The 19,397-nt window shown below is 71.3% G+C and carries 18 protein-coding genes and 1 pseudogene; 8 read left to right on the top strand and 11 right to left on the bottom strand.

Translation table 11 applies throughout. The annotated features are described in order from the left end of the window. Positions 1-10: 10 nt before the first annotated feature. The 8 genes and pseudogenes from QWJ13_RS24500 to QWJ13_RS24465 form a co-directional block, all read right to left on the bottom strand. Positions 11-142 carry a hypothetical protein gene (locus QWJ13_RS24500; RefSeq protein WP_316527088.1) on the bottom strand — a complete coding sequence of 44 codons (132 nt, stop codon included), beginning with the start codon at positions 140-142 and terminating at the stop codon, positions 11-13. Between the two features lie 12 nt (positions 143-154). After that, positions 155-889 (bottom strand): class I SAM-dependent methyltransferase, encoded by a 735-nt coding sequence (locus QWJ13_RS24495; protein ID WP_316527087.1) that lies wholly within the window; start codon positions 887-889, stop codon positions 155-157. A gap of 34 nt (positions 890-923) precedes the next feature. After that, positions 924-1,607 carry a class I SAM-dependent methyltransferase gene (locus QWJ13_RS24490; protein WP_316527086.1) on the bottom strand — a complete coding sequence of 228 codons (684 nt, stop codon included), beginning with the start codon at positions 1,605-1,607 and terminating at the stop codon, positions 924-926. A 43-nt stretch (positions 1,608-1,650) separates the two neighbouring features. After that, a pseudogene (locus tag QWJ13_RS24485) lies at positions 1,651-3,018 on the bottom strand (hypothetical protein). A 2-nt stretch (positions 3,019-3,020) separates the two neighbouring features. Then, the gene (locus tag QWJ13_RS24480; protein ID WP_316527085.1) at positions 3,021-3,785 is read right to left on the bottom strand and encodes a hypothetical protein; all 765 of its coding nucleotides are present in this window, start codon (positions 3,783-3,785) and stop codon (positions 3,021-3,023) included. Positions 3,786-3,828: 43 nt separating this feature from the next. After that, complete coding sequence (locus QWJ13_RS24475) at positions 3,829-4,413, bottom strand: CYTH domain-containing protein (protein WP_316527084.1); 585 nt, start codon at positions 4,411-4,413, stop codon at positions 3,829-3,831. Between the two features lie 144 nt (positions 4,414-4,557). Continuing rightward, a complete protein-coding gene (locus QWJ13_RS24470) occupies positions 4,558-4,857 on the bottom strand; it encodes a hypothetical protein (protein ID WP_316527083.1) in 300 nt (99 codons plus the stop codon). Positions 4,858-4,937: 80 nt separating this feature from the next. Continuing rightward, complete coding sequence (locus tag QWJ13_RS24465; RefSeq protein ID WP_316527082.1) at positions 4,938-5,447, bottom strand: nucleoside-diphosphate kinase; 510 nt, start codon at positions 5,445-5,447, stop codon at positions 4,938-4,940. Positions 5,448-5,873: 426 nt separating this feature from the next. Between QWJ13_RS24465 and QWJ13_RS24460 the strand changes: the two genes are divergently transcribed. Continuing rightward, positions 5,874-6,539 carry an NUDIX hydrolase gene (locus QWJ13_RS24460; RefSeq protein WP_316527081.1) on the top strand — a complete coding sequence of 222 codons (666 nt, stop codon included), beginning with the start codon at positions 5,874-5,876 and terminating at the stop codon, positions 6,537-6,539. Continuing rightward, on the top strand, positions 6,536-6,949 hold the full coding sequence (locus tag QWJ13_RS24455; protein ID WP_316527080.1) for an NUDIX hydrolase: 414 nt from the start codon (positions 6,536-6,538) through the stop codon (positions 6,947-6,949). The genes QWJ13_RS24460 and QWJ13_RS24455 overlap by 4 nt, the downstream gene beginning before the upstream one ends. 566 nt (positions 6,950-7,515) lie before the next feature. Here the strand turns inward: QWJ13_RS24455 and QWJ13_RS24450 are convergent. After that, positions 7,516-8,850: an MFS transporter gene (locus QWJ13_RS24450; RefSeq protein WP_316527078.1), complete on the bottom strand. Its 1,335-nt coding sequence runs from the start codon at positions 8,848-8,850 to the stop codon at positions 7,516-7,518. Positions 8,851-9,209: 359 nt separating this feature from the next. Between QWJ13_RS24450 and QWJ13_RS24445 the strand changes: the two genes are divergently transcribed. Then, a complete protein-coding gene (locus QWJ13_RS24445) occupies positions 9,210-10,841 on the top strand; it encodes a hypothetical protein (protein ID WP_316527076.1) in 1,632 nt (543 codons plus the stop codon). Between the two features lie 21 nt (positions 10,842-10,862). Here QWJ13_RS24445 and QWJ13_RS24440 read toward each other — a convergent pair whose 3' ends face one another. Beyond that, complete coding sequence (locus QWJ13_RS24440; protein ID WP_316527075.1) at positions 10,863-11,336, bottom strand: VOC family protein; 474 nt, start codon at positions 11,334-11,336, stop codon at positions 10,863-10,865. A gap of 134 nt (positions 11,337-11,470) precedes the next feature. Here QWJ13_RS24440 and QWJ13_RS24435 point away from each other — a divergent pair, with 134 nt between their 5' ends. Both QWJ13_RS24435 and QWJ13_RS24430 read left to right on the top strand, forming a co-directional pair. Continuing rightward, a complete protein-coding gene (locus QWJ13_RS24435; RefSeq protein ID WP_316527073.1) occupies positions 11,471-12,697 on the top strand; it encodes a hypothetical protein in 1,227 nt (408 codons plus the stop codon). A gap of 161 nt (positions 12,698-12,858) precedes the next feature. Then, positions 12,859-14,349 (top strand): alkaline phosphatase PhoX, encoded by a 1,491-nt coding sequence (locus QWJ13_RS24430; RefSeq protein ID WP_316527072.1) that lies wholly within the window; start codon positions 12,859-12,861, stop codon positions 14,347-14,349. A 25-nt stretch (positions 14,350-14,374) separates the two neighbouring features. Here QWJ13_RS24430 and QWJ13_RS24425 read toward each other — a convergent pair whose 3' ends face one another. After that, on the bottom strand, positions 14,375-15,976 hold the full coding sequence (locus QWJ13_RS24425; protein ID WP_316527070.1) for a PucR family transcriptional regulator: 1,602 nt from the start codon (positions 15,974-15,976) through the stop codon (positions 14,375-14,377). Between the two features lie 72 nt (positions 15,977-16,048). Between QWJ13_RS24425 and QWJ13_RS24420 the strand changes: the two genes are divergently transcribed. The 3 genes from QWJ13_RS24420 (at position 16,049) to QWJ13_RS24410 (ending at position 19,293) form a co-directional block, all read left to right on the top strand. Next, on the top strand, positions 16,049-16,219 hold the full coding sequence (locus tag QWJ13_RS24420) for a hypothetical protein (protein ID WP_316527069.1): 171 nt from the start codon (positions 16,049-16,051) through the stop codon (positions 16,217-16,219). Between the two features lie 362 nt (positions 16,220-16,581). After that, entirely contained in the window at positions 16,582-18,210 is a 1,629-nt protein-coding gene (pruA, locus tag QWJ13_RS24415) for an L-glutamate gamma-semialdehyde dehydrogenase (RefSeq protein ID WP_316527068.1), read from the top strand. 153 nt (positions 18,211-18,363) lie between these two features. After that, complete coding sequence (locus QWJ13_RS24410) at positions 18,364-19,293, top strand: proline dehydrogenase family protein (RefSeq protein ID WP_316527067.1); 930 nt, start codon at positions 18,364-18,366, stop codon at positions 19,291-19,293. The last annotated feature ends 104 nt before the right edge of the window (positions 19,294-19,397 follow it).

Here is a 19,397-nt window from a genome sequence, read left to right as displayed (position 1 = left end):
ATCCGTGGAGTCACCGGACGAGGACCGAGGTCGGGGTGGCGGTGAAGGCCTCGATCTCCTCGCGCAGACCAGCTACTGCGCCGCTGCCGCTGCGGCGGCCGTCGCCGTGCAGGGCGGCGTGGACGCGCTGGGCGCTGCTCACGATGTCCGAAGGCTACTTCGTGGCGATCACGTAGACGCTGGCCCACTGGCGCTTCGGGTTGGCCATGGTTGGGTCGAAGGTCCACGGCTTGACGGTCTTGAAGCCGGCCTCGGTGAAGAATTGGGCGAGCTTCTCGTGGTCGTACGCCCAGTAGTGGGGGTTGTAGATCGGGTCGTCGTCCTGGTCGCGGAAGACGTAGTTGATGAGGTCGAGGTAGGTGTTGATGTCGCCTCGGCACTGCCGCCTGGCGTACCACCGCTCGATCATCTCGGCGGCCTGGTTCGGCGGTGCCGGGTACTGGTTCAGGACGAAGGCGGCGTCGGGGACGCCGGTGATGAGCTGTCCGCCATGGGCGAGGATGCGGTGAGCCTCGTGGGCGTAGTGCTTGGCGGAGCGCGGGTAGTCGATGTGCTCCAGGAAGTGCTCGGAGAAGATCGTCTCGGTGCTGGCGTCGGCGAGTGGGATGCCCTCGCGCACGTCCCACAGGAGGTCGGCCGGCGGGACGATGTCGATGTTGAAGAAGCCGTCGATGCGGTGTCCGCCGCCGCCGATCTGGACCCTGGTGGGGCCAGGCTTGAGGACGCCGTCGGGCAGGGTGGCGACGCTGGCTCGGTGGTGGCGGTGCAGTTCGACTTCCTTGATGGCCGCCCGGAGGGTGCGGGCGAGGCCGTGCGTGGTCGCCGGTGAGTTGAGCGCCTGGTCGAGCTCGGCACGCAGAGCGATTACCTGCTGATCATGCGGAGTCATCGTTTCTCGCTTCCTGGGTTGCCTGGGGTGAGGGTCAGGTGGTGCGGGAGCTGAGCTGGCCGATCGTCCACAGGCTCAGCCCGTTGCCAGGGTGGTGTCGGCCGTCGTCCGTGAAGTCGGTGTCGAAGTGCTCGACGGGTTCGGGGAGGTGGAACGGGGCCGCCTGGAGGTTGAGCGGGCGCCAGTGGGTGTCGGTGGTGTCGCGGTTCTCGGCGAGGCCGACGTAGGTGGTGGCGAGCAGGTACGTCGAGCTGCTGGTGGCCACGCGGTCGAGGAACGTGAGCACCTCGTGGTGTGTGAGGTGGACGAGGCAGTCCCGTGCGATGACGAGGTCCGCTCCCGGGATGTCGTCCCTGCCCAGGTCGGCCTGGCGGAAGGAAACGCGCTCGCTGCCGTGTCGTTCCTGGTTGAGCTGGACGAGGTCGGGGACGACGTCGAGACCGAGGTAGGCGTCCAGCCGGTCGAATCCGTCGACGTGGCGGATCCAGTTGACGTCGCCGCATCCGGCGTCCGTGACGGTGCGGATCGGGTAGTGCGCGAGCACCGCGGCGAGGGCGGCCCGGACGGCCTGGGTTTGGCGCATCTCGGAGCCGGGCCCGGAGACCGACTCGGGAGATCCCCAGTGATTGGTGCGGTAGATCTCGGTGAAGAGCGCCTCGGCGGGTTGGATGGGCGCCGGCCAGGCGGCGATGGATGAGGTGGGGCCGGGGGTGGGCATGCGTCTCCTCTGCGATCGGTCGTCGAGGGGTGTGGGGCAGCGGTCAGCGGCTGCTGTTGCGCATGAGCGTGTACTTGATGTCGACCAGGCGCGGCGCGATGCTGAGTGCCAGCTGCTCGGTCGGGTGAAGGTGTCCGGCGTCGTCCGGCTCGGCACGCCAGACGCGGTAGTCCAGGTTCGGGTAGGCCGGGTTGATGCCGATCTCGCCCTTGGGCATCGTGCCGTTGAACGGCACGACGATGTCCATGTGGTTCCAGTAGTTCCAGGCTTGTAGGGCCTTGTGCTGGTCGAAGTAGAAGTAGAAGTCGGGGTAGCGGCCGAAGCTGCGGAGTTCGCGGTGGATGAGGTGGCCGAGCAGCGGGCCGAGCTGGGTGGCGAGGCTGTCGAACTCCCAGCGTGTGCGGTGCCAGGCTTCGGGCACCTGGCCGCTGGTGAAGAGCCGGGCGGCGACGAGGTAGCTGATCCTCTCGACCATGTAGGCGCGGGCGTGGTCAGCGTCGATGGTGGGGTCCACCCGCTACAGGAGTGCCGCCAGCTGCTGTGGGCGGGGGCGGAACCTGGCGAGGTTGAACTTGCCGGCCATGTCCGGGAAGGAGGCGAACAGCATCTCCTTGTAGAGCCAGTTGTTGAACTCCCCAAGGTCGGCCAGCTGCCGGGTCCGTACGGAGGTGGAGTGCAGCATCAGGTACTCGGCGAGGGCCTCGAAGTAGAGGTAGCCGAGGATCGGCAGCCGGGGGATGGCCGCATCCAGCAACTGCAGGAAGCCCTCCGTGGCCACGGTCGAGCCCTGGTAAACGATGCTGGCGGCCAGAGCCAGGAACGCGGCCGAGTTCTTGATCCGGCCAACGACGGTCTCGCGCAGGTGGTGCCGCTCGGTCTTGCTGAGCAGGTACTCCAGGTCGGTGTAGATCTGCAGGTGGATCGAGCCCAGCCGCAGGTAGTCCACGCCCGCCAATCCGCGGTACGCCTGGGGCGGCGCGGTGATCTCGAAGATCAGCGGCGTGGGCGTGCGCCCGCTCGGGCCGACCTTGGCGAGGGAGGCCGGGGCCTCCTTGGTGAGGACATAGGCGGCCAGGTTGTGCATGCGGAAGCCGTGCTCGGTCAGTGTGAGCGGCGCGCAGTAGATGCTGCCGACGAGGCATCCGCCGGAGGGGTAGAGCACGCCCTCCTCGCTGATCTCCTCCAGAGCGTGGGTGACGTGGAGCAGGTGCAGCTTGCAGTCGCTGCTCAGGCTGTCGAAGAGTGCGTTCTTGCGGAGCAGGCTGCCGTTCGGCGTCTCGTCGGTCAGGCGCTTGTGCCAGGCGGCCGTGTGGGCCGTCAGCGGGTCGTTGTGCCCGGTGTCGGACAGCAACGCGGAGTCGAAGAAGGCGTGTGCGTCGGCCCAGAGGTCGTAGGCGTCGCGGAGGTTCACGGCTACACCAGTCCCTTCTCAGAGAGCGCGAACCGGACGGCTTCGGGGCTGCTGGCTCCGGCGAGGTGCGCGGTCTCGGAGATGACGACGAGGTCGAAGGCGACGGCGCGGAGCTGGTCGAAGGCTGGCTCACGAACGTGCCGCGCGTCGGGCCACCAGCTGAGTTTCGGCAGACGGTAACGGTCGAGCGCGTCGGCGGCTTTCACCAGGTCGCAGATGAGTTCGGCGCGGGCGTAGTCAGCTCGATCGTCCGGGCAGAAAGCGTCGTACGGCAGGTCGTGCAGGCGGATGGCGGTCGCTGCTTGGATGATCCGCCGGGGCGTGGCAACCGCGCCGAAGTGAGTCCAGACGGTGTCGGCGTTGGCAGCCAGCCAGATTGCAGCCCGGGCACCGTGGCCCCAGTCGTCCTGGTCGTGCAGGCGTTGGCAGTCGTGGACGGCGGCGGCCAGGACGACTGTGGAGGTGTCGGCGTCGTCCAGCCCGTGGATCTCTGCGAGCAGGGCGGCCAGCGCGGCGGTCCGCATGCTGTGCCGGACACCGTGAAGTGAATCCTGGAGACGAGGCTCCGCCAGCCACGATGCAGGAAGCGCGGACCGGCCCAGGAACTGCTTCGAGACCGGTCGCAGGGTCGGTAGCCAGGCCGTGCCGAGGTCCGGCCGGTTGGCCTTGATCCACTCAACGGTGGCCGGGTCCATGTACTGGTGGTGCGGCAGCTGCCTTCGGGTAGCCAGGTCGACCAGGCTCGTGGTTGCCGGGGTCGTGCTCATCTCTGCCCACCCCTTTCTGGTGGTCTACCGCGGTGAGGGGCTCCTACCGAATCGGCGTGGCCTGTGCCTCGCGCGCCTTGCGCTCCTGCTCGGCGGCCTCGAAGGCGGCGGCGAAGTCGGCCAGCTCCTGCTCGCTCATCAGCGTCACGCCGAGTTCGAAGGCGACGTCGACGATCTGGGCGGACGCCTCGTCGCGGGCGGTATCCGAGGCACCCTCGTCGAGCAGCACCTCGAACTCGGCGTGGTAGCCCCACGCCTCGCTCCACTTGAGCGCGATCTCCACGCCCTCGTAGCGGAAGTTGTGCCGGAAGTTAAACGCCTCGTGCATCGCGGGCTCGAAGCCGAGCGCGTTGAACACCTTCACGGCAGCCGGGACATCCTCTCGGGCGATGGCGAACTCGGTCTCGGGGAAGGCCGCGCCCTGACCGATCTTGCCGCCCTTGAGGGTGATCTTGGCGGTGCCGGCGGCGGTGTTGTCCGTGACCTTCAGCAACTGTTCGGGCAGCACGTAGAAGTAGATGTGTTTGGCGTCGTCGCCCAGGTCTTCGCCGTCCTGCCTCAGGCGGTCCATGAGTTGGTCATGGGTCTCCTTGTCGAAGCGGGCGCGCATCTCGATCTCGACAGCCACGGTCGTGTCTCCTCGTTTCAGGCATGGCGGATCCAGCCGAACCAAGGTGGGGCGGCCCCTGGCTGGTTCGGATGGGGCGGTATGGAGTTGGTGCCGGGTGGTGCGGCCGACCGTCATCTCACCAGCCGCACCACCCGAGATGGATCAGCCCAGGTCGCCGAAGCGCTCGCAGATCACACCGGCGTGCAGGTAGTTCGGCAGCGGAACACCGCCGACCGCCACGCGGGTGGTCGCCGCCTGGTCCTCGGTCTCGCTCGGGAAACCCTCCAGTAGCTGGAGGCACTGCTGCACCCACTCGCGGGACTTGGGCCAGTCGCCGGCGTCCCGGAGGCGGACCGCCAGCGCATAGGCGGTCTCGGTGGCCGCCCAGCGGTCGGTCGCCAGCTCGCGCTGGAAGATCGACTCCAGCTCCTCGGCGGAGGCCAGGCGGGTCTGGTTGGTCATGGTGCCCTCTCAGATCAGATGGTGGTGCCCCGGTGGCGGTCAACGCAGCGGCGCCTCAGGCGTGACGCCGCGACCTGCCGTCAGTTGGTGAAGATCTCAGCCAGCGTGCGGTACTCGTGCAGTTCGTCCTTGTCGAACCACAGCTCGACCTCCTGCGCGGCTTCCTCCTTGTTGCCGGAGGCGTGGACCAGATTGGCCACGGCCTTACCGACTGCCACGCTGCCCGCGGAGCTCATGTGCGAGAGGTCACCGCGGATCGTGCCAGCCGGAGCCTGGTTCGGGTAGGTGCTGCCCACGATCTTCCGAACGGTGGCGATGGCGTCGTAGCCTTCCAGCACCAGGGCGATGACCGGCCCCTGCTGCATGAAGGTGGCCATGAGGTTGTAGACCTCGGCCCCGAGCCGCTCTTCGAGGTCGAAGTAGTGCTTGCGGGTGAACTCCTCGTCCATCCACTTCATCTTGACGCCGACGATCTTCAACGCGGCGTCCTCGAAGCGCGAGATGATCCTCCCGCCGAGGCCGCGTACCAGCGCGTCGGGCTTGAGCAGGACGAGCGTGCGCTCGACCGTGTGGACCTGGTCCTCGGCCATCAGTTCCCTTTCAGCTTTCTGGCATCCATACATGACGAACAGTCAGCCCGTCATGAACTGAGGTTACCGGCGTCGGCGAACCACTTTCGGCACTCCGGGCTACCCCCCGAACGGGTGAACCCTGCGAGGGTTCGATGGCGTTCGATCCGCCGCCCTGTCGGCACGGCGATCGCGCGGGCGCAATCGCCCAATTCGCTGTCCTGCTTCTGGTCCTCACCTAGAATCTCCGGCGGGTCGGCGTGTGTGTCCTGCTATCCCCGGGCGCTTCCCAGAACTCAAGTTTCCTAGGTGAGCCTGGCCTTGGGGTGTCGACTGCAAGTCTTCCGGCATCCTGGCCGCGCAGCGATGAAGCGCCAGTGCAGTCGATGTGCATCTTCGACGCGCGCCTTCTGCACTGCCAGCGACCACGACGGAGAGGGAACGGCGTTGGACGTCATCGAGGTCTGGAGCGGTCGTTACGCCTGTCTGCTCCAGTCCGCCCTCCGCCTCACCAACGAGGCTTTCGCCAATCAGCTCGGGATCGCGGTGAGAACGGTGGCCACATGGCACGCTGACTCCTCCGTTGTACCGCGAGCCGAGATGCAGCAGCTCCTCGACGTCGCGCATGAAAGAGCTTCCGACGCGGCTCGTCAGCGCTTCGCCCTCCTGGCAGCGAAAGAACGCGGCGACGGAGCCTCCGAATCCGGCACGCCAGCTGCACAGGCCCTGCGGGTGGCCATCGCGGTTGTCCTTCGACAGGGTGACGTGCTGCTGGTCTGTCGGCGCGACGGCGACGCGTCCGGGATTACCTGGCAGTTCCCTGCTGGGGTGATCAAGCCCGGCGCGAAGCCGGAGACCGCGACCGTTCGGGAGACGCTGGACGAGACCGGGGTTCACTGTGCCGTCCGCAGGAGCCTCGGCAGTCGTGTCCACCCCGTGACGGGCGTGCTGTGCGAGTACTTTCTGTGCGAGTACCTGGCTGGTGAGGCAACCAACAGCGACGCTGTCGAGAACGTCGACGTGATGTGGGTTCCTCGAAACTCAGTGACCCGCTTCATCGACGCGGATACGATCTTCCCACCCATCCTGGCCGCCGTGGAGGAGCAGACGTGACGCAGCAGACTGCGGAGGAACGCCCGGGTATTGCCGCCGCGATCGTGGTCCATGAAGGCCGCGTCCTGATGGTGAGGCGGCGGGTGAGCGAGGGCCAACTCTCTTGGCAGTTCCCGGCCGGCGAGATCGAGGCTGGCGAGTCGCCCGAGGACGCCGCCGTCCGCGAGACGGCGGAGGAGACCGGACTGAGTGTGGCTGTCGTCAAGCTCCTGGGCGAGCGGGTGCATCCGAAGACCGGTCGGTTGATGTCGTACACGGCCTGCGAGGCCGTCAGTGGCACTGCCGAGGTGGTCGACACGGAGGAGCTGGACCAGCTCGCGTGGGTGGCCCTCGCCGAAATCCCCGAGTTCGTGCCGTACGGGCTCTTCGAGCCGGTGCAGGCGTACCTGGACATCATGCTCACTGCCTGACCGACAGCTCTACGGGTGGCTCACCGATACGCCCTTGTCCGTACCTTCCACCTGGCGGCGCTCCGCCCCGCTGGATCACATCCAGCGGGGCGGAGATCAGGACCCACCTTTTGCCAACCGTGTCCGGCAGCATCGCCCCTGGTCGCCAGGCGGAGGAGCCGGGATTCGGGATGAGTCGCCAACCTGCTGCCGCATATGCGTATCTGCGACCGGTGGTTGGGCTGCCGCCGCGATGCTGGGCGAGTGGAAGTTCGGGGAGCCGGTCTTGCTGCCGGAGCCCTTTGGCGTCGAGATCAGCACTGACAGACGGAAGACTTGGGAGCAGGGGCGCCTTGCGGACCGCCCGGGCGTCCAGTAGCCGCGTGCCGCCCGGCGGGGCGGCACGCGGCGAGGCTCGGGGCGGGCACCCGCCGGGAGGCGGGTGGGGGGTGGATGGTGGGGAACGGCGGCGGACTTTCTCAACTCAGCAAGATGGCGCGCGGGTGTTCACCTGGAGGCGGGCGAAGCACCGCTGCCCGGGACTACGGAAGTAGTCCCGGGCAGCGGCGTTCGTCGTACAGCGGGCGTCAGGCCGTCGGCTTGGGTTTGCGGGCGACGGCGATGGCGAGGGCGGCGCAGAGGAGGGCGGCCAGGGCGGTGAAGCCGCTGACGGCGGGGAGGAGGCCGTAGCGCTGGACGAGGGCGCCGAGGGCGATGATGGGGCCGGAGCTGCCGAGGTAGACGATGATCCACAGGGAGCTCAGTTCGGAGCCGCGGCGTTCCGGGTTCATGGCGGCGACGGCGCTGGTGAACAGGGAGCGGTAGGCGATGCCCTGGGAGATGCCGCCGAGGACGCTGCCGATGAAGAGCAGCGCGGGGGTGCCGGTGTAGCCGGCGGCGACGACCAGGCCGAGGCCGGTGGCCAGGCCGGTCATGCCGAGGGCGGTGACGACGCGGTCGGAGGTCGGCGGGACGATCAGCTGGGTGGCCGCCGAGGTGCCGAGCAGGAGGGCGGCGACGATCGCGCCGACCAGCTTGGAGTCGGTGTGCAGCAGGGTGGCGGCGAAGGCCGGGGCCAGGCTGAGGTAGACGCCGAACACCGCGTAGGAGATGAATCCGGCGATCGCGGCGTGCAGGAATTCGCGGCGGCCGGTGCGCGGCAGGCGCAGGCGCTGCGGGCGCAGGTGGGTCGGGGTGGTGATCCGGGGCGGCGCGGCCGGCGGGCGGTTCTGGCCGGGCATCCGGGGGTGGAGCAGGGCCAGTGGCACGCAGAGCGCCAGCAGGGCGATGGCGTGCAGCAGGAAGGGTGTCACCAGCGGGTCGGAGCCGCCGGCCAGCAGGGCGCCGACGATCGGGCCGAGTGCGACGCCGCCCGCCGAGCAGGCCAGGGTGATCTTGGCGGCGAGGGTGGGGCGGTCGGGCAGCAGGTCGCCGAGGGCGGCCCCGGCGGCGCCGGTGGCCAGGCCGACGGCGATGCCCTGGACGGCGCGCCCGGCGGCGAGCTGCCAGAAGCCGTCGGCGGTGGCGAACACGACGTCGCCCAGGGCGGACAGTGCCACCGCGGGCAGGATCAGGGCGCGGCGGCCGAGGTGGTCGGACCAGTGCCCGACGATGGCCAGCACCGGGAGCAGTGCGAGCACGTAGACCGCGAAGAGGATGGTGGTGTCGAGCGGGGTGAAGGCCATCCGCTGCTGGAGGAGCGAGTAGATCGGTGTCGCGAGGTTGGCGCCGATCAGCATCAGCAGCAGGGCGGCGGCCACCAGGCCGACGCGGACACCGCGCAGCGCGTTCCAGCGGCTGATCGCGGCGAGCTGGAGCTGGGCGCGTGGCGCGAGCTCCAGGGGAAGCAGGGCCTCCGACAGTCGGCGTCCGTCGAGCTGCGCGGTGCGCAGGCCGGAGCCGGCGGGGGAGAGGTCCGCCATGGCAGGGGTCTCCTGTGGCCGGGCTCCACCGGGGTCGGCGGGATGTGCCGGCGCGCCCGTCCGGAGGCGCTGTGGTGGTGGCCGCGGTTCGGGCTCCCTGGTGGGGCGAGGTGAGCTGAAGAGGGCCCCTCCGGCCCGGGGTCGGGTGGAGGGTGGTTGGGCTTCGTTGCCCCGGTGGTCCGCGCGGGGTGTGCGCGGTACCAGAGCGAAGGATAAGGGGTGGGCGTACGCCCACGGCGCGCGCCCCTGTATGCGCCCCGTACGGCCGGGCGCCGGGGGTGCCCGACCGATACGCTGAGGCGATGGATCGGTACGCGGCGCTGTTGGGCTGACCGCTGGCTGAGGGAGAGCGCAGGGATATGGCCGGACGACGTCGGAAGAACACCGGGACTTCGGCCGGTGACGGTGCGGCCGAGGCGGTGCTGCCCGCCGACCTGGAGCTCCAGGACCTCTACGGGGCGTTCGCCGCGCACGGGCTGGACGACGAGGACATGGACGACGCGGCCGTGCTCGTCCCGCCGGTGAAGCTGCCCGCCGAGCCCGAGCTGGCCGAGCAGGCGAAGGCCGTGCCGATGTTCGGGTACGCGCTGGCGCTGGCCCGCTGGGCCGCCCCGCACCGGGTGGTGGACGAGTTCGGCGACCTCGTCGAGGCGGACCGGGCGCCCGCGGCCCGGCTGCTGGGCCTGGCCCCGGCCGAGGGCGAGGTGCCGGAGGAGGCCGAGATCGAGGCGCTGCGGGCCTGGTCGCTGGCCTGCGACCTGGACCTGGTGGAGCTCGGCACGACCGCGCAGGGCGAGCACGTCGCCGTCCCCGGCCCGGACCTGGAGCCCGCCGAGCAGGGGGACCCGGAGACCGTCCTGGAGCTGTGGCTGACCGCCGCCGGGATCGTCCGGGAGCTGGCCGTCGAGGCGGACTCCTTCCCGGAGGAGACCGAGCCGGAGGCCGATGGCGAGGCCGAGCCCGCCGGGGACGTCGAGGAGGACGAGGACGGGCTCTCCGAGGTCGAGGAGGCCCGCGACGAGGCCGCCGAGCTGCTGGACGAGGCCCTCCAGGTGCTCTACGAGACCACCGCCTTCGCTGAGCCGGGCAACGAGACCGTGCCGCTGGGCGTGCTGGCCGCGCTGCTGGTGGTCCCGGAGGGCGAGGAGCCCAGCGAGGAGCTGCTCGGCGACATCACGGACGTGATGGTGGCGCTGGACCCGATGCTGGGCGACCTCGCCGAGCTCGGCCTGCTGGAGTACCGCCCGATCGACCCCGAGCTGTTCGACGAGGAGGACGGCGAGGAGCCCGCCGTGGTCGGCGAGGAGCCGCTGGACGAGGAGGAGTCGGCCCGCTTCGGGCTGGTCCGGCTCACCCCGCTCGGCCAGTACGGCATCCGGCAGTGGCTGCTGGAGGACGGCTACGACGCGCCGCTGGTCGGCGACCTGGCCCAGGGTGACGCGGCCGAGTTGCTGCGCGCGGTGTGCGAGTCGGCCAACGTGCTGCCGGAGGAGGAGCTGCGGGTGTGGGTCGCCGGTCGGGAGCCGGTGGCCGCGGCGCGCGAGCTGCTCGCGGCGTCGCGCGGCGCCGACGGCTTCGGCCCGCTGCGGCGGATGCTCTGCGTCTCGGCGCTCAACCTGCTCGGGTCGCCGGCGGAGCCGGCCGTCCGGGAGGTCCTGGACGACCGGGAGCTGGGCGGCGCGGCGCGGGCCTGGCTGACGGCGCAGGGGGCGACGGACGTGCCGGTGCCGGACCGGGCGATGGCGCTGTGGACGGTGGTCGACACCTTCGCCGCCCAGCTGCTGGACAGCGGCGGCGACGCGGCGATGCTGCGCGACCTGATCACCGATCTGCCGGTGAAGGGCGATCCGGCCGCGTGGTTCGGCGAGCTGTGGCGGGTCGACCACCCGTACGCGGCGGACGTCCTGGAGGCGATCGGGGAGCTGCACCCGGACCGGGCGCTGGCCAAGGAGGCGCGCAAGGCGGCCTTCAAGGCGCGTTCCAAGGGCTAGCGCGCGTTCCGAGAGCCGGCGTCAGGGCAGGTCCAGCGAGCCGTCCTCGGTGAAGGGGAAGAACGGGTTGTGGGCCAGCTCCCAGAGGTGGCCGTCCGGGTCCTCGAAGTAGCCGGAGTAGCCGCCCCAGTCGGTCGGGACCGGCGGCTTGACCACCACGGCGCCGGCCTCGACCGCCGTCCGCAGCGCGGCGTCCACCAGCGCGGGGGACTCCAGGTTCACCGCGAGGGTGACGCCGCGGAAGGACGGCTCGCCGGTGGCGGGCACGCCCGCGTCGGCGGCCAGCTCCTCGGTGGGGAAGAGGCCGAGTGCCGAGTCGGCGGTGCGGAACCAGACGATCTCCGGGCTGGAGGCGGCGGAGCGCTTCCAGCCGAGGGCCTCGTAGAAGCGGGCACTGCGGTCGAGGTCGGTTACCCCGAGGGTGACGATGCTGATCCGGGCGGGGAAGGCGCCCTGCTCGGTGCGGTCCTGGGCTGCGTCGTTCTGTGCTGTCATGCCGCCAGGTTAGGGAGGGCGGCTGACAACCGGGCCGCCTGACACGGCCCGGCCGCCGTCCGGAGGTGGAGCTGATGACCCGGCAGCTGCGGGCACGTAAGGTGGCGTAAGCGTGCGGGTGCGAGGAGTCGGGGGTGCGGCACAGGATGATGCGGGAGAGCGGCGGCAGGCACCAGAAGCCCAGGGAGCGGCTCGCGGACCGTCCGGCGGGCCGGGTCGAGGGCCGGTCGGCGGACCAGTGCGACGGTCAGCGCGACGGCCAGATCGCCGGACAGCTCGCCGTCCAGGAGGAGTTCTCCCGCCGGACCCTGGCGGCGGCCGACTTCCCGGTCTACGGTGTGGCCGCCGGACCGGCTCCCGCCGGTGCGGCGCTGGCCGCCTTCGAGACCTCCGCCGGTGAGCTGCGCTGGGTCGAGGTCCAGTGCGGCGACTGGCGCTCGGCGGCCGGCCCGTACGTGACCGTGCGCACCTACCGGCCGGGAGCCGAGCGGTGCGACCGGCTGCCCGAGCTGGAGGACCTGGTCGAGGACGAACGGGACCGCCTCTACGAGCAGTTGGGCATCGACGAGGGCGACGGGCCGGGCCGGGTGCGGGCGTTGCGCGAGTGGATCACCGTGGACGGCGAGCCCCGCGCGGTGGAGGTGCACGAGGACCGGCCGGTACTGGAGCTCGGCTTCGTGGTGGCGGCCGAACCGGCGCCGGTGTGGGCCGGGCGGCTGCGGGTCGGCGGATCGACCGTCACGGTGTGCGGGCGCGGCGTCGCCCCCGGGGCGGTGGAGCTCGGCTCGATCGGCGACTTCGAGCACTACCTGCGCGGACGGACCGAGCTGCTGCGCGACCTGGCCGCCCGGCGGGCCCGGCACGTCCCGGTCGAGGAGCGCGAACTGCCGCCCGCCGCCGGACTGGAGGCGCACCGGGAACTGATCGCGCAGACCGTCGCCGAGTCCGCGGCGATCGAGGCGCAGGTGCGGGTCGGGCGCACGCCGAGGCTGCCGCGCGGGCTGCGCGGCGAGGTCGGCGCGGTGCGCTGGGAGGCGGCGGTGCGCCAGCAGATGCGGCTGGCCACCGAGACCCGGGAGGAGGCGGTGGCGGCGGTGACCTCGATGGTGAACCACCTCGACCGGCTCTCCCAGCACACGCACTGGCTGGTCGGCACGGCGGAGGGCGCGGCGGCCGTCGAGGAGGTCGTCCGGTACACGGTGTTCGCGAGCGAGGTGGCGAGCCTGCCGGCGCAGCAGGCCTGGGAGCGGCTGCGCCGGGAGCGGCCGGTCGGCGGCGGGGCGGGCGTCTGGGAGGAGCAGCGGCTGGCCGAGCAGCTGTGGCTGTCGGCCTGGGAGCAGTGGCGGGCGGCGCGGAGCTGACCACCGGGTGAGTAAAGCCGAGGTCATGTGAAGGTCATCGGTCGGCAAATGGCCGCCCGGGCGTGGGCGGGGCGTCACGCCCGGTTCACCCCACCGGCGGAGCCTGCTGGGCGTCGGCATCCCGCACCGACGCCCCCGCTCATCCGTCAGGAGTTGCTGCCATGTCGCTGTCCCGCCGGGACTTCGTCAACCGTTCCACCCTCGTCGGGGCCGGCGTGCTGATCGCCGGCGGCGCCGAAGCGCTGGCCAGCGCCCCGGGCGCGATCGCCGCCCCGGCCGGCGGCGAGGCCCCGGCCGCCGCGGCCGCCGGGACCAACTCGGCCGCCGGCACCGCCGTCGGCTACGGCCCGCTCGTCCAGGACCCGGCCGGGCTGCTGTCCCTGCCGAAGGGCTTCACGTACAAGGTCCTCAACCGGGCCGGCGTCACCAAGCTGCGCACCGGCGAGTTCACCCCGAGCAACCACGACGGCACCTCCGCCTTCGAGGACGAGCGCGGCGGCAACCTGATGGTCGTCAACCACGAGCTGGCCGGCGCCCGCGCCAACTGGCCGCACCCGGTGCCGCTGATCGAGGGCCACGTCTACGACCCAGGCGCGGCCGGCGGCTGCACCATCGTGCACGCCAAGCGGGACGGCTCGGTCGAGCAGTGGGTCGGCATCGCCGGCACCGCCACCAACTGCGCCGGCGGCGTGACCCCGTGGGGCACCTGGCTGTCCGGCGAGGAGACCGAGGACAAGGCCGGCAAGAACGGCTTCACCAAGGACCACGGCTACGTCTTCGAGGTCGACCCGTTCGACGACGACTACAACCGCGACCCGCAGCCGATCAAGGCCTTCGGCCGCTACGCCCACGAGGCCGTCGTGGTGGACCCGAAGAAGGGTCACGTCTACCTGACCGAGGACGCCTCGAACCCGAACGGCCTGCTGTTCCGCTGGACCCCGCCGGCCGGCTTCAAGCACGGCCGCTTCAAGCTGCGGGGGCTCGCCGAGGACGCCGGCCTGCTGGAGGCCTTCAAGGTCTTCGACGCGCAGGGCAAGTTCGTCGACGACCTCTCCCGCGCCACCAAGGTCGGCACCATCTACGGCGTGGACTGGGTCAAGGTCCAGGACCGCGACGCCAAGAGCGTCTCGGTGCGCAAGCAGTTCAAGGACGGCGAGGTCACCCGCGCCCGCAAGCTGGAGGGCATGTGGTGGGGTGACGGCGGCTTCTACTTCGTCTCCAGCTTCGCCCGCTCGGAGAGCCCGGTCCAGCACGACGGCCAGGTCTGGTTCTACAACCCGAACCGCCGCACCATCACCCTGAAGGTCCTGCTGGGCGTCAACAGCGACGTCTGGGGCGACCACGACAACTTCGACGGCCCGGACAACATCACCGTCTCGCCGTACGGCGGCATCGTGATCTGCGAGGACGGCGAGGGCGTCTCGCACCTGTTCGGCGCCACCGAGGACGGGCTGGTCTATCCGATCGCCCGCAACGAGCTGAACATCGGCACCGCCGAGAAGCCCGAGTTCAGCGAGTTCACCGGGGTGACCTTCTCGGACGACGGCAAGACGCTGTTCGCCAACATCCAGACCCCGGGCATCCAGCTGGCCATCAGCGGCCCGTGGCGCCGGCTGAACGAGCACAAGCGCGGCCAGGGCTACGGCAACTGACGGGCCGTCAAGCGCTGCCCGCGGACTACTCGTCCGCGGGCAGCCGCAGTTGCAGCATCGCCAGCAGGCGCTGCTGCGGCTGGGCCAGGTCGATGCCGGTCAACTGCTCGGCCCGGCGCACCCGGTAGCGCAGGGTGTTGGGGTGGATGTGCAGCGCGTCCGCGGCGACCCGGACCTCGCCGAGCGCGTCCAGCCAGGCCAGCACCGACTCGGCCAGCCGGGTGCCGTGCCGGCGGTCGTACTCGGTGAGCGCGGTCAGCCTCGGGTCGCGCAGGCCGGAGCGCTCCTGGAGCAGCGCGAGCATCTCGCTGACCAGCACCTCCGCCTGGACGTCGATCAGCGCCGCGACGTCCAGGTCCACCCCGCCGCGGCCCATCGCGTCCAGGATGCGGTCCGCCTGCGCGCGGGAGTCCGGCACCTGCGCCAGGCCGTCGACGGTCGAGCCGATCGCGGCGCGCAGCGGGACGCCCAGGTGCTCCCGGGCGGCCGACACCACTCCGGAGGCCCAGTCGCGCACGGTGGACATCGGCAGACCGGGCGGCAGCTCGGGCAGCAGCACGTACACCCGGGACTCGATCGGGGCCAGCAGCGCGGTGCGGTGCCGGGCGGCGGTGTGCACCGAGATCAGGCCGGTGACGTCGGCGCGGTGCAGCGCGTCGGTGGTGTGGGCGCTGTAGGCCAGCACGGTGGCCGGGCGGCGCAGGTCCAGGCCGAGGTGGGTGGCGAGCGACTGGGGGCCGGTGGAGCCCTCCAGCAGGCCGGTGAGCAGGGTCTGGGTGAGCCGGACGTCCGCGGACAGCTCCCGGCGGCGGCGCACCAGCTGGGCGGCCGCGACCCGGGCCGCGCCGACCAGGGCCTGCTCGGACAGCGGGGCCAGCGGCTGCGCGCCCTCCTGCACCCAGATGGTGCCCAGCGGCTGCGCCCCGGCCCGGATGCCGACCGCCAGGCGGCGGCGCAGGCCCAGCTCGGGGTGCGGCTCGACCGCGATCGGGGCGTCCGAGCTGCGCAGGTGCTGGAAGATGCCCCACTCGCGGAGCTTGGACAGGTACGGCTCCGGGCCCTGCCAGCCGAGGATGGACAGCCGGCGCAGGTCGTCGACCTCGTCGGAGTCGGAGGAGCGGGAGTAGGCCAGCACCCGGCTGGAGGTGTCCTCGATCGAGACGATGCCGTTGGTGAGCACGGCGACGGTCTGGGCGAGGGAGAAGAGGTCGCCCGCGTTGGGTTCCGGGGCGCCGGGGGCGTCCGGGGCGTCCGGGCCGGCGATGATTGCCCGGGCCAGCGAGTCGAGGTGCTCCCAGCGGGTCTCGCGGCGCACCGAGAGCAGGGCGACGCCCGCGTCGGTGGCGGCCTCGCGCAGCGCGTCGGCCTGTCCGGGCCCGTCCAGCTTGACCGCGACGGCGGCGGCACCGGCCCGGCCGGCCGCGCGCAGGGCGGGCAGGGCGGCGCGGCCGCGGGCGCCGATCGCGAGCACCAGCTCGCCGGGGGCGGCGGTCGGCGGGTCCTCCGGATCGAGGATCGCGACGTCGCGCACCGGCACGTCCAGGCCCTGCGGGGCGGCCTGCAGCTCGACCAGCGGTTCGCCCAGGGACATCAGGAGTTGACGGAGCGGTAGGCCGGGGGTGGTCACGCCGGTCCTCCTTCATCCGCTCGGACAACGGTGTGTGGTCGATTTTAGCCGGACGGACAGAGTTCGGGGGTCGTGGAGCAGCTGCGGGAGGCCGGGTTCGTCGCCGAACGGGAGACCGTCCGCGACATCCGGCGGCCGGAGCGCACCGTCTGCGCCCTCACGGCGGAGGGCAGGGCGGAGCTCGACGACTGGATGCGCGAACCGAGCCCCGGGGCGAGTACCCGGTGTCCGGGGTGGCCCTGAGCCTGCCGGCGGCCCTGCCGGTCGCGGAGTCGACGGATCTGCTCGCCCGCCGGCCGGAGGCACCCGAGGAGGCCGGCGTGAACGGCCGGAAGGCGAGCGCCGGGGCGTGAGCCCGTGCCGCGAGCCGGGGGCGTGAGCCGGTGGTGCGAGGAGGTGCCGGGAGGTGTGAACGATGGGGTGCCCGGGGATGGTTCGTGACCCGGGCGTGACCCTGTTCGTCGGGCCGGACAACGCCGTACGGGGGAATTTAGCCGCCCGGCCAATCATGTGGCCCGCCGGCCAGGAATAGCGTTCGTGCTGTGGCCGGTGTGAGACCCGCTCCGGCAATCCCCCCGCATTGAACGAAGGAGAGCGTGCGCTCTATGGACGCTGTGACCCAGGTCCCCGCGCCGGTGAACGAGCCGGTCCACAGCTACGCCCCCGGGAGCCCGGAACGGGCCCGTCTGGAGGCCAAGCTGAAGGAGCTGGGCGGCCAGGAGCCGGTCCAGCTGACCATGACGATCAACGGTGAGCGCCGCATGGGCGCCGGCACCGAGATCCACGTCGTCCAGCCGCACAACCACGCGGCTCGGCTCGGCACCCTGCGCAACGCCACCCAGGCCGACGCGCAGGACGCCATCGACGCTGCCCTGGCCGCGGCCCCGGCCTGGCAGGCGCTCTCCTTCGACTCGCGCGCCGCGATCTTCCTCAAGGCCGCCGACCTGCTGGCCGGCCCCTGGCGCGAGACCCTGGCCGCCGCCACCATGCTCGGCCAGTCCAAGACCGCGCAGCAGGCCGAGATCGACACCCCCTGCGAGCTGGTCGACTTCCTGCGCTTCAACGTGCACTTCGCCCGCCAGATCATGGCCGAGCAGCCGATCTCCTCGGACGGCGTGTGGAACCGCAGCGACCACCGCCCGCTGGAGGGCTTCGTCTACGCGATCACCCCGTTCAACTTCACCGCGATCGCCGGCAACCTGCCGACCGCGCCCGCGCTGATGGGCAACGTGGTGCTGTGGAAGCCGTCCCCGACCCAGCAGTTCTCCGCGCACCTGCTGATGCAGCTGCTGGAGGAGGCCGGCCTGCCCAAGGGCGTCATCAACATGGTGACCGGCGATGGCCTGGCCGTCTCCGAGGTCGCGCTCAAGCACCCCGCGCTGGCCGGCATCCACTTCACCGGCTCCACCGCCACCTTCCAGCACCTGTGGCGCGAGGTCGGCAACAACATCTCCGGCTACCGCACCTACCCGCGGATCGTCGGCGAGACCGGCGGCAAGGACTTCCTGGTCGCCCACCCGTCCGCCGACCCGAAGGTCCTGAAGACCGCGATGACCCGCGGCGCCTTCGAGTTCCAGGGCCAGAAGTGCTCGGCGCTGTCCCGCGCCTACGTCCCGGCCTCGATCTGGGCCGGCCTGAAGGACGAGTTCGCCGCCGAGGTGGACGGCCTCACCATGGGCGACGTCACCGACCTGTCGAACTTCATGTCGGCCGTCATCGACGAGCGCTCCTTCGCCAAGAACAAGGGCGCCATCGACCGCGCCCACGCCGACGAGACCGTCGAGGTCCTGGCCGGCGGCACCTACGACGACTCGGTGGGCTACTTCGTCCGCCCGACCGTCCTGGTCTGCAAGGACCCGTCGAGCGAGTACTTCAAGGACGAGTACTTCGGCCCGATCCTCGCCGTGTACGTCTACGAGGACGAGAAGTACGACGAGATGCTGGCCCAGATGGAGTCCGTGTCGTCCTACGGCCTGACCGGCTCGATCATCTCCCAGGACCGCGCCGCGGCCCAGGACGCGATGCACAAGCTGCGCTTCGCGGCCGGCAACTTCTACATCAACGACAAGCCGACCGGCGCCGTCGTCGGCCAGCAGCCCTTCGGTGGCGGCCGGGCCTCGGGCACCAACGACAAGGCCGGCGCCAAGCAGAACCTGGCGCGCTGGACCTCCACCCGTTCGGTCAAGGAGACCTTCGTCCCGCCGACCGACTACCGCTACCCGCACATGGGCTGACCTGCCCTTCCGACCAGCCGGCTCGTCCAGTAGCCATCGGTCACCCGCGACGCCCGGTCCCGCAACCGGGCGTCGCCCGCCGGGGCGGCGGCCCACCCACCCGTCGCCCCGGCCCCTCTGCCATCCTTGGAAACACCAGCTCCAGGAGTCACGATGCTCCGTTCCGCCCTTCTCGCGGCCTCCCGGTCCCCGCAGGTCCGTACCGTGGTCGAGAAGTTCCCGCCGACCCACGCGATAGTCGAGCGCTTCGTCGCCGGCGACGTCCTCGACGACGCCGTGACGGCCACCGACGACCTGATCGCCACCGGCCGCAAGGTCACCCTGGACCACCTCGGCGAGGACACCCAGGACGCCACCCAGGCCGCCGGCACCGCCGAGGCCTACGAGCACCTGCTCAAGGCGCTCAAGGAGACCGGCCTCGCGGCCGGCGCCGAGGTCTCGGTCAAGCTGTCGGCCGTCGGCCAGTTCCTCCCGGTGGACGGCGAGAAGATCGCGCTGGAGAACGCCCGCCGCATCTGCGAGTTCGCCGCCGACGCGGGCACCACGGTGACCCTCGACATGGAGGACCACACCACCACCGACTCCACCCTGTCCATCGCGCGTGAGCTGCGGGCGGACTTCCCCTGGGTGGGCGTCGTGCTCCAGGCCTACCTGCGCCGCACCGAGGCCGACTGCCGCGACTTCTCCGGCCCCGGCTCCCGGGTGCGCCTGTGCAAGGGCGCCTACAAGGAGCCCGAGTCGGTCGCCTTCCAGGGCAAGCACGAGGTCGACCTCGCGTACGTCCGGGCCCTGAAGGTCCTGATGGCGGGCGAGGGCTACCCGATGATCGCCTCGCACGACCCCAACATGATCAAGATCGCCGGCCAGCTGGCCCAGTGGAACGGCCGCAAGCGGGACTCCTTCGAGTACCAGATGCTGTTCGGCATCCGCCCGGAGGAGCAGCTGCGCCTCGCCGGCGAGGGCAACACCATGCGCGTGTACCTCCCGTACGGCCAGGAGTGGTACGGCTACTTCATGCGCCGCCTCGCCGAGCGCCCGGCCAACCTGACCTTCTTCCTGCGCGCCATGGCCACCCGCGGCTGACGCGGGCGCCCGCGGCGAACGGCCCGCACCCCTGACGGGGGGTGCGGGCCGTCGTGCGTTTCCAGGTCGCCGGGGGCTTCGGCGCATAGGATCGGTGCCGCTGT

The sequence above is a fragment of the Kitasatospora brasiliensis genome (genome assembly GCF_032654805.1).
Lineage (GTDB): Bacteria > Actinomycetota > Actinomycetes > Streptomycetales > Streptomycetaceae > Kitasatospora > Kitasatospora brasiliensis.
Note: the sequence above shows the minus strand (reverse complement) of the source record. Positions and strands in the feature narration are given on the sequence as shown.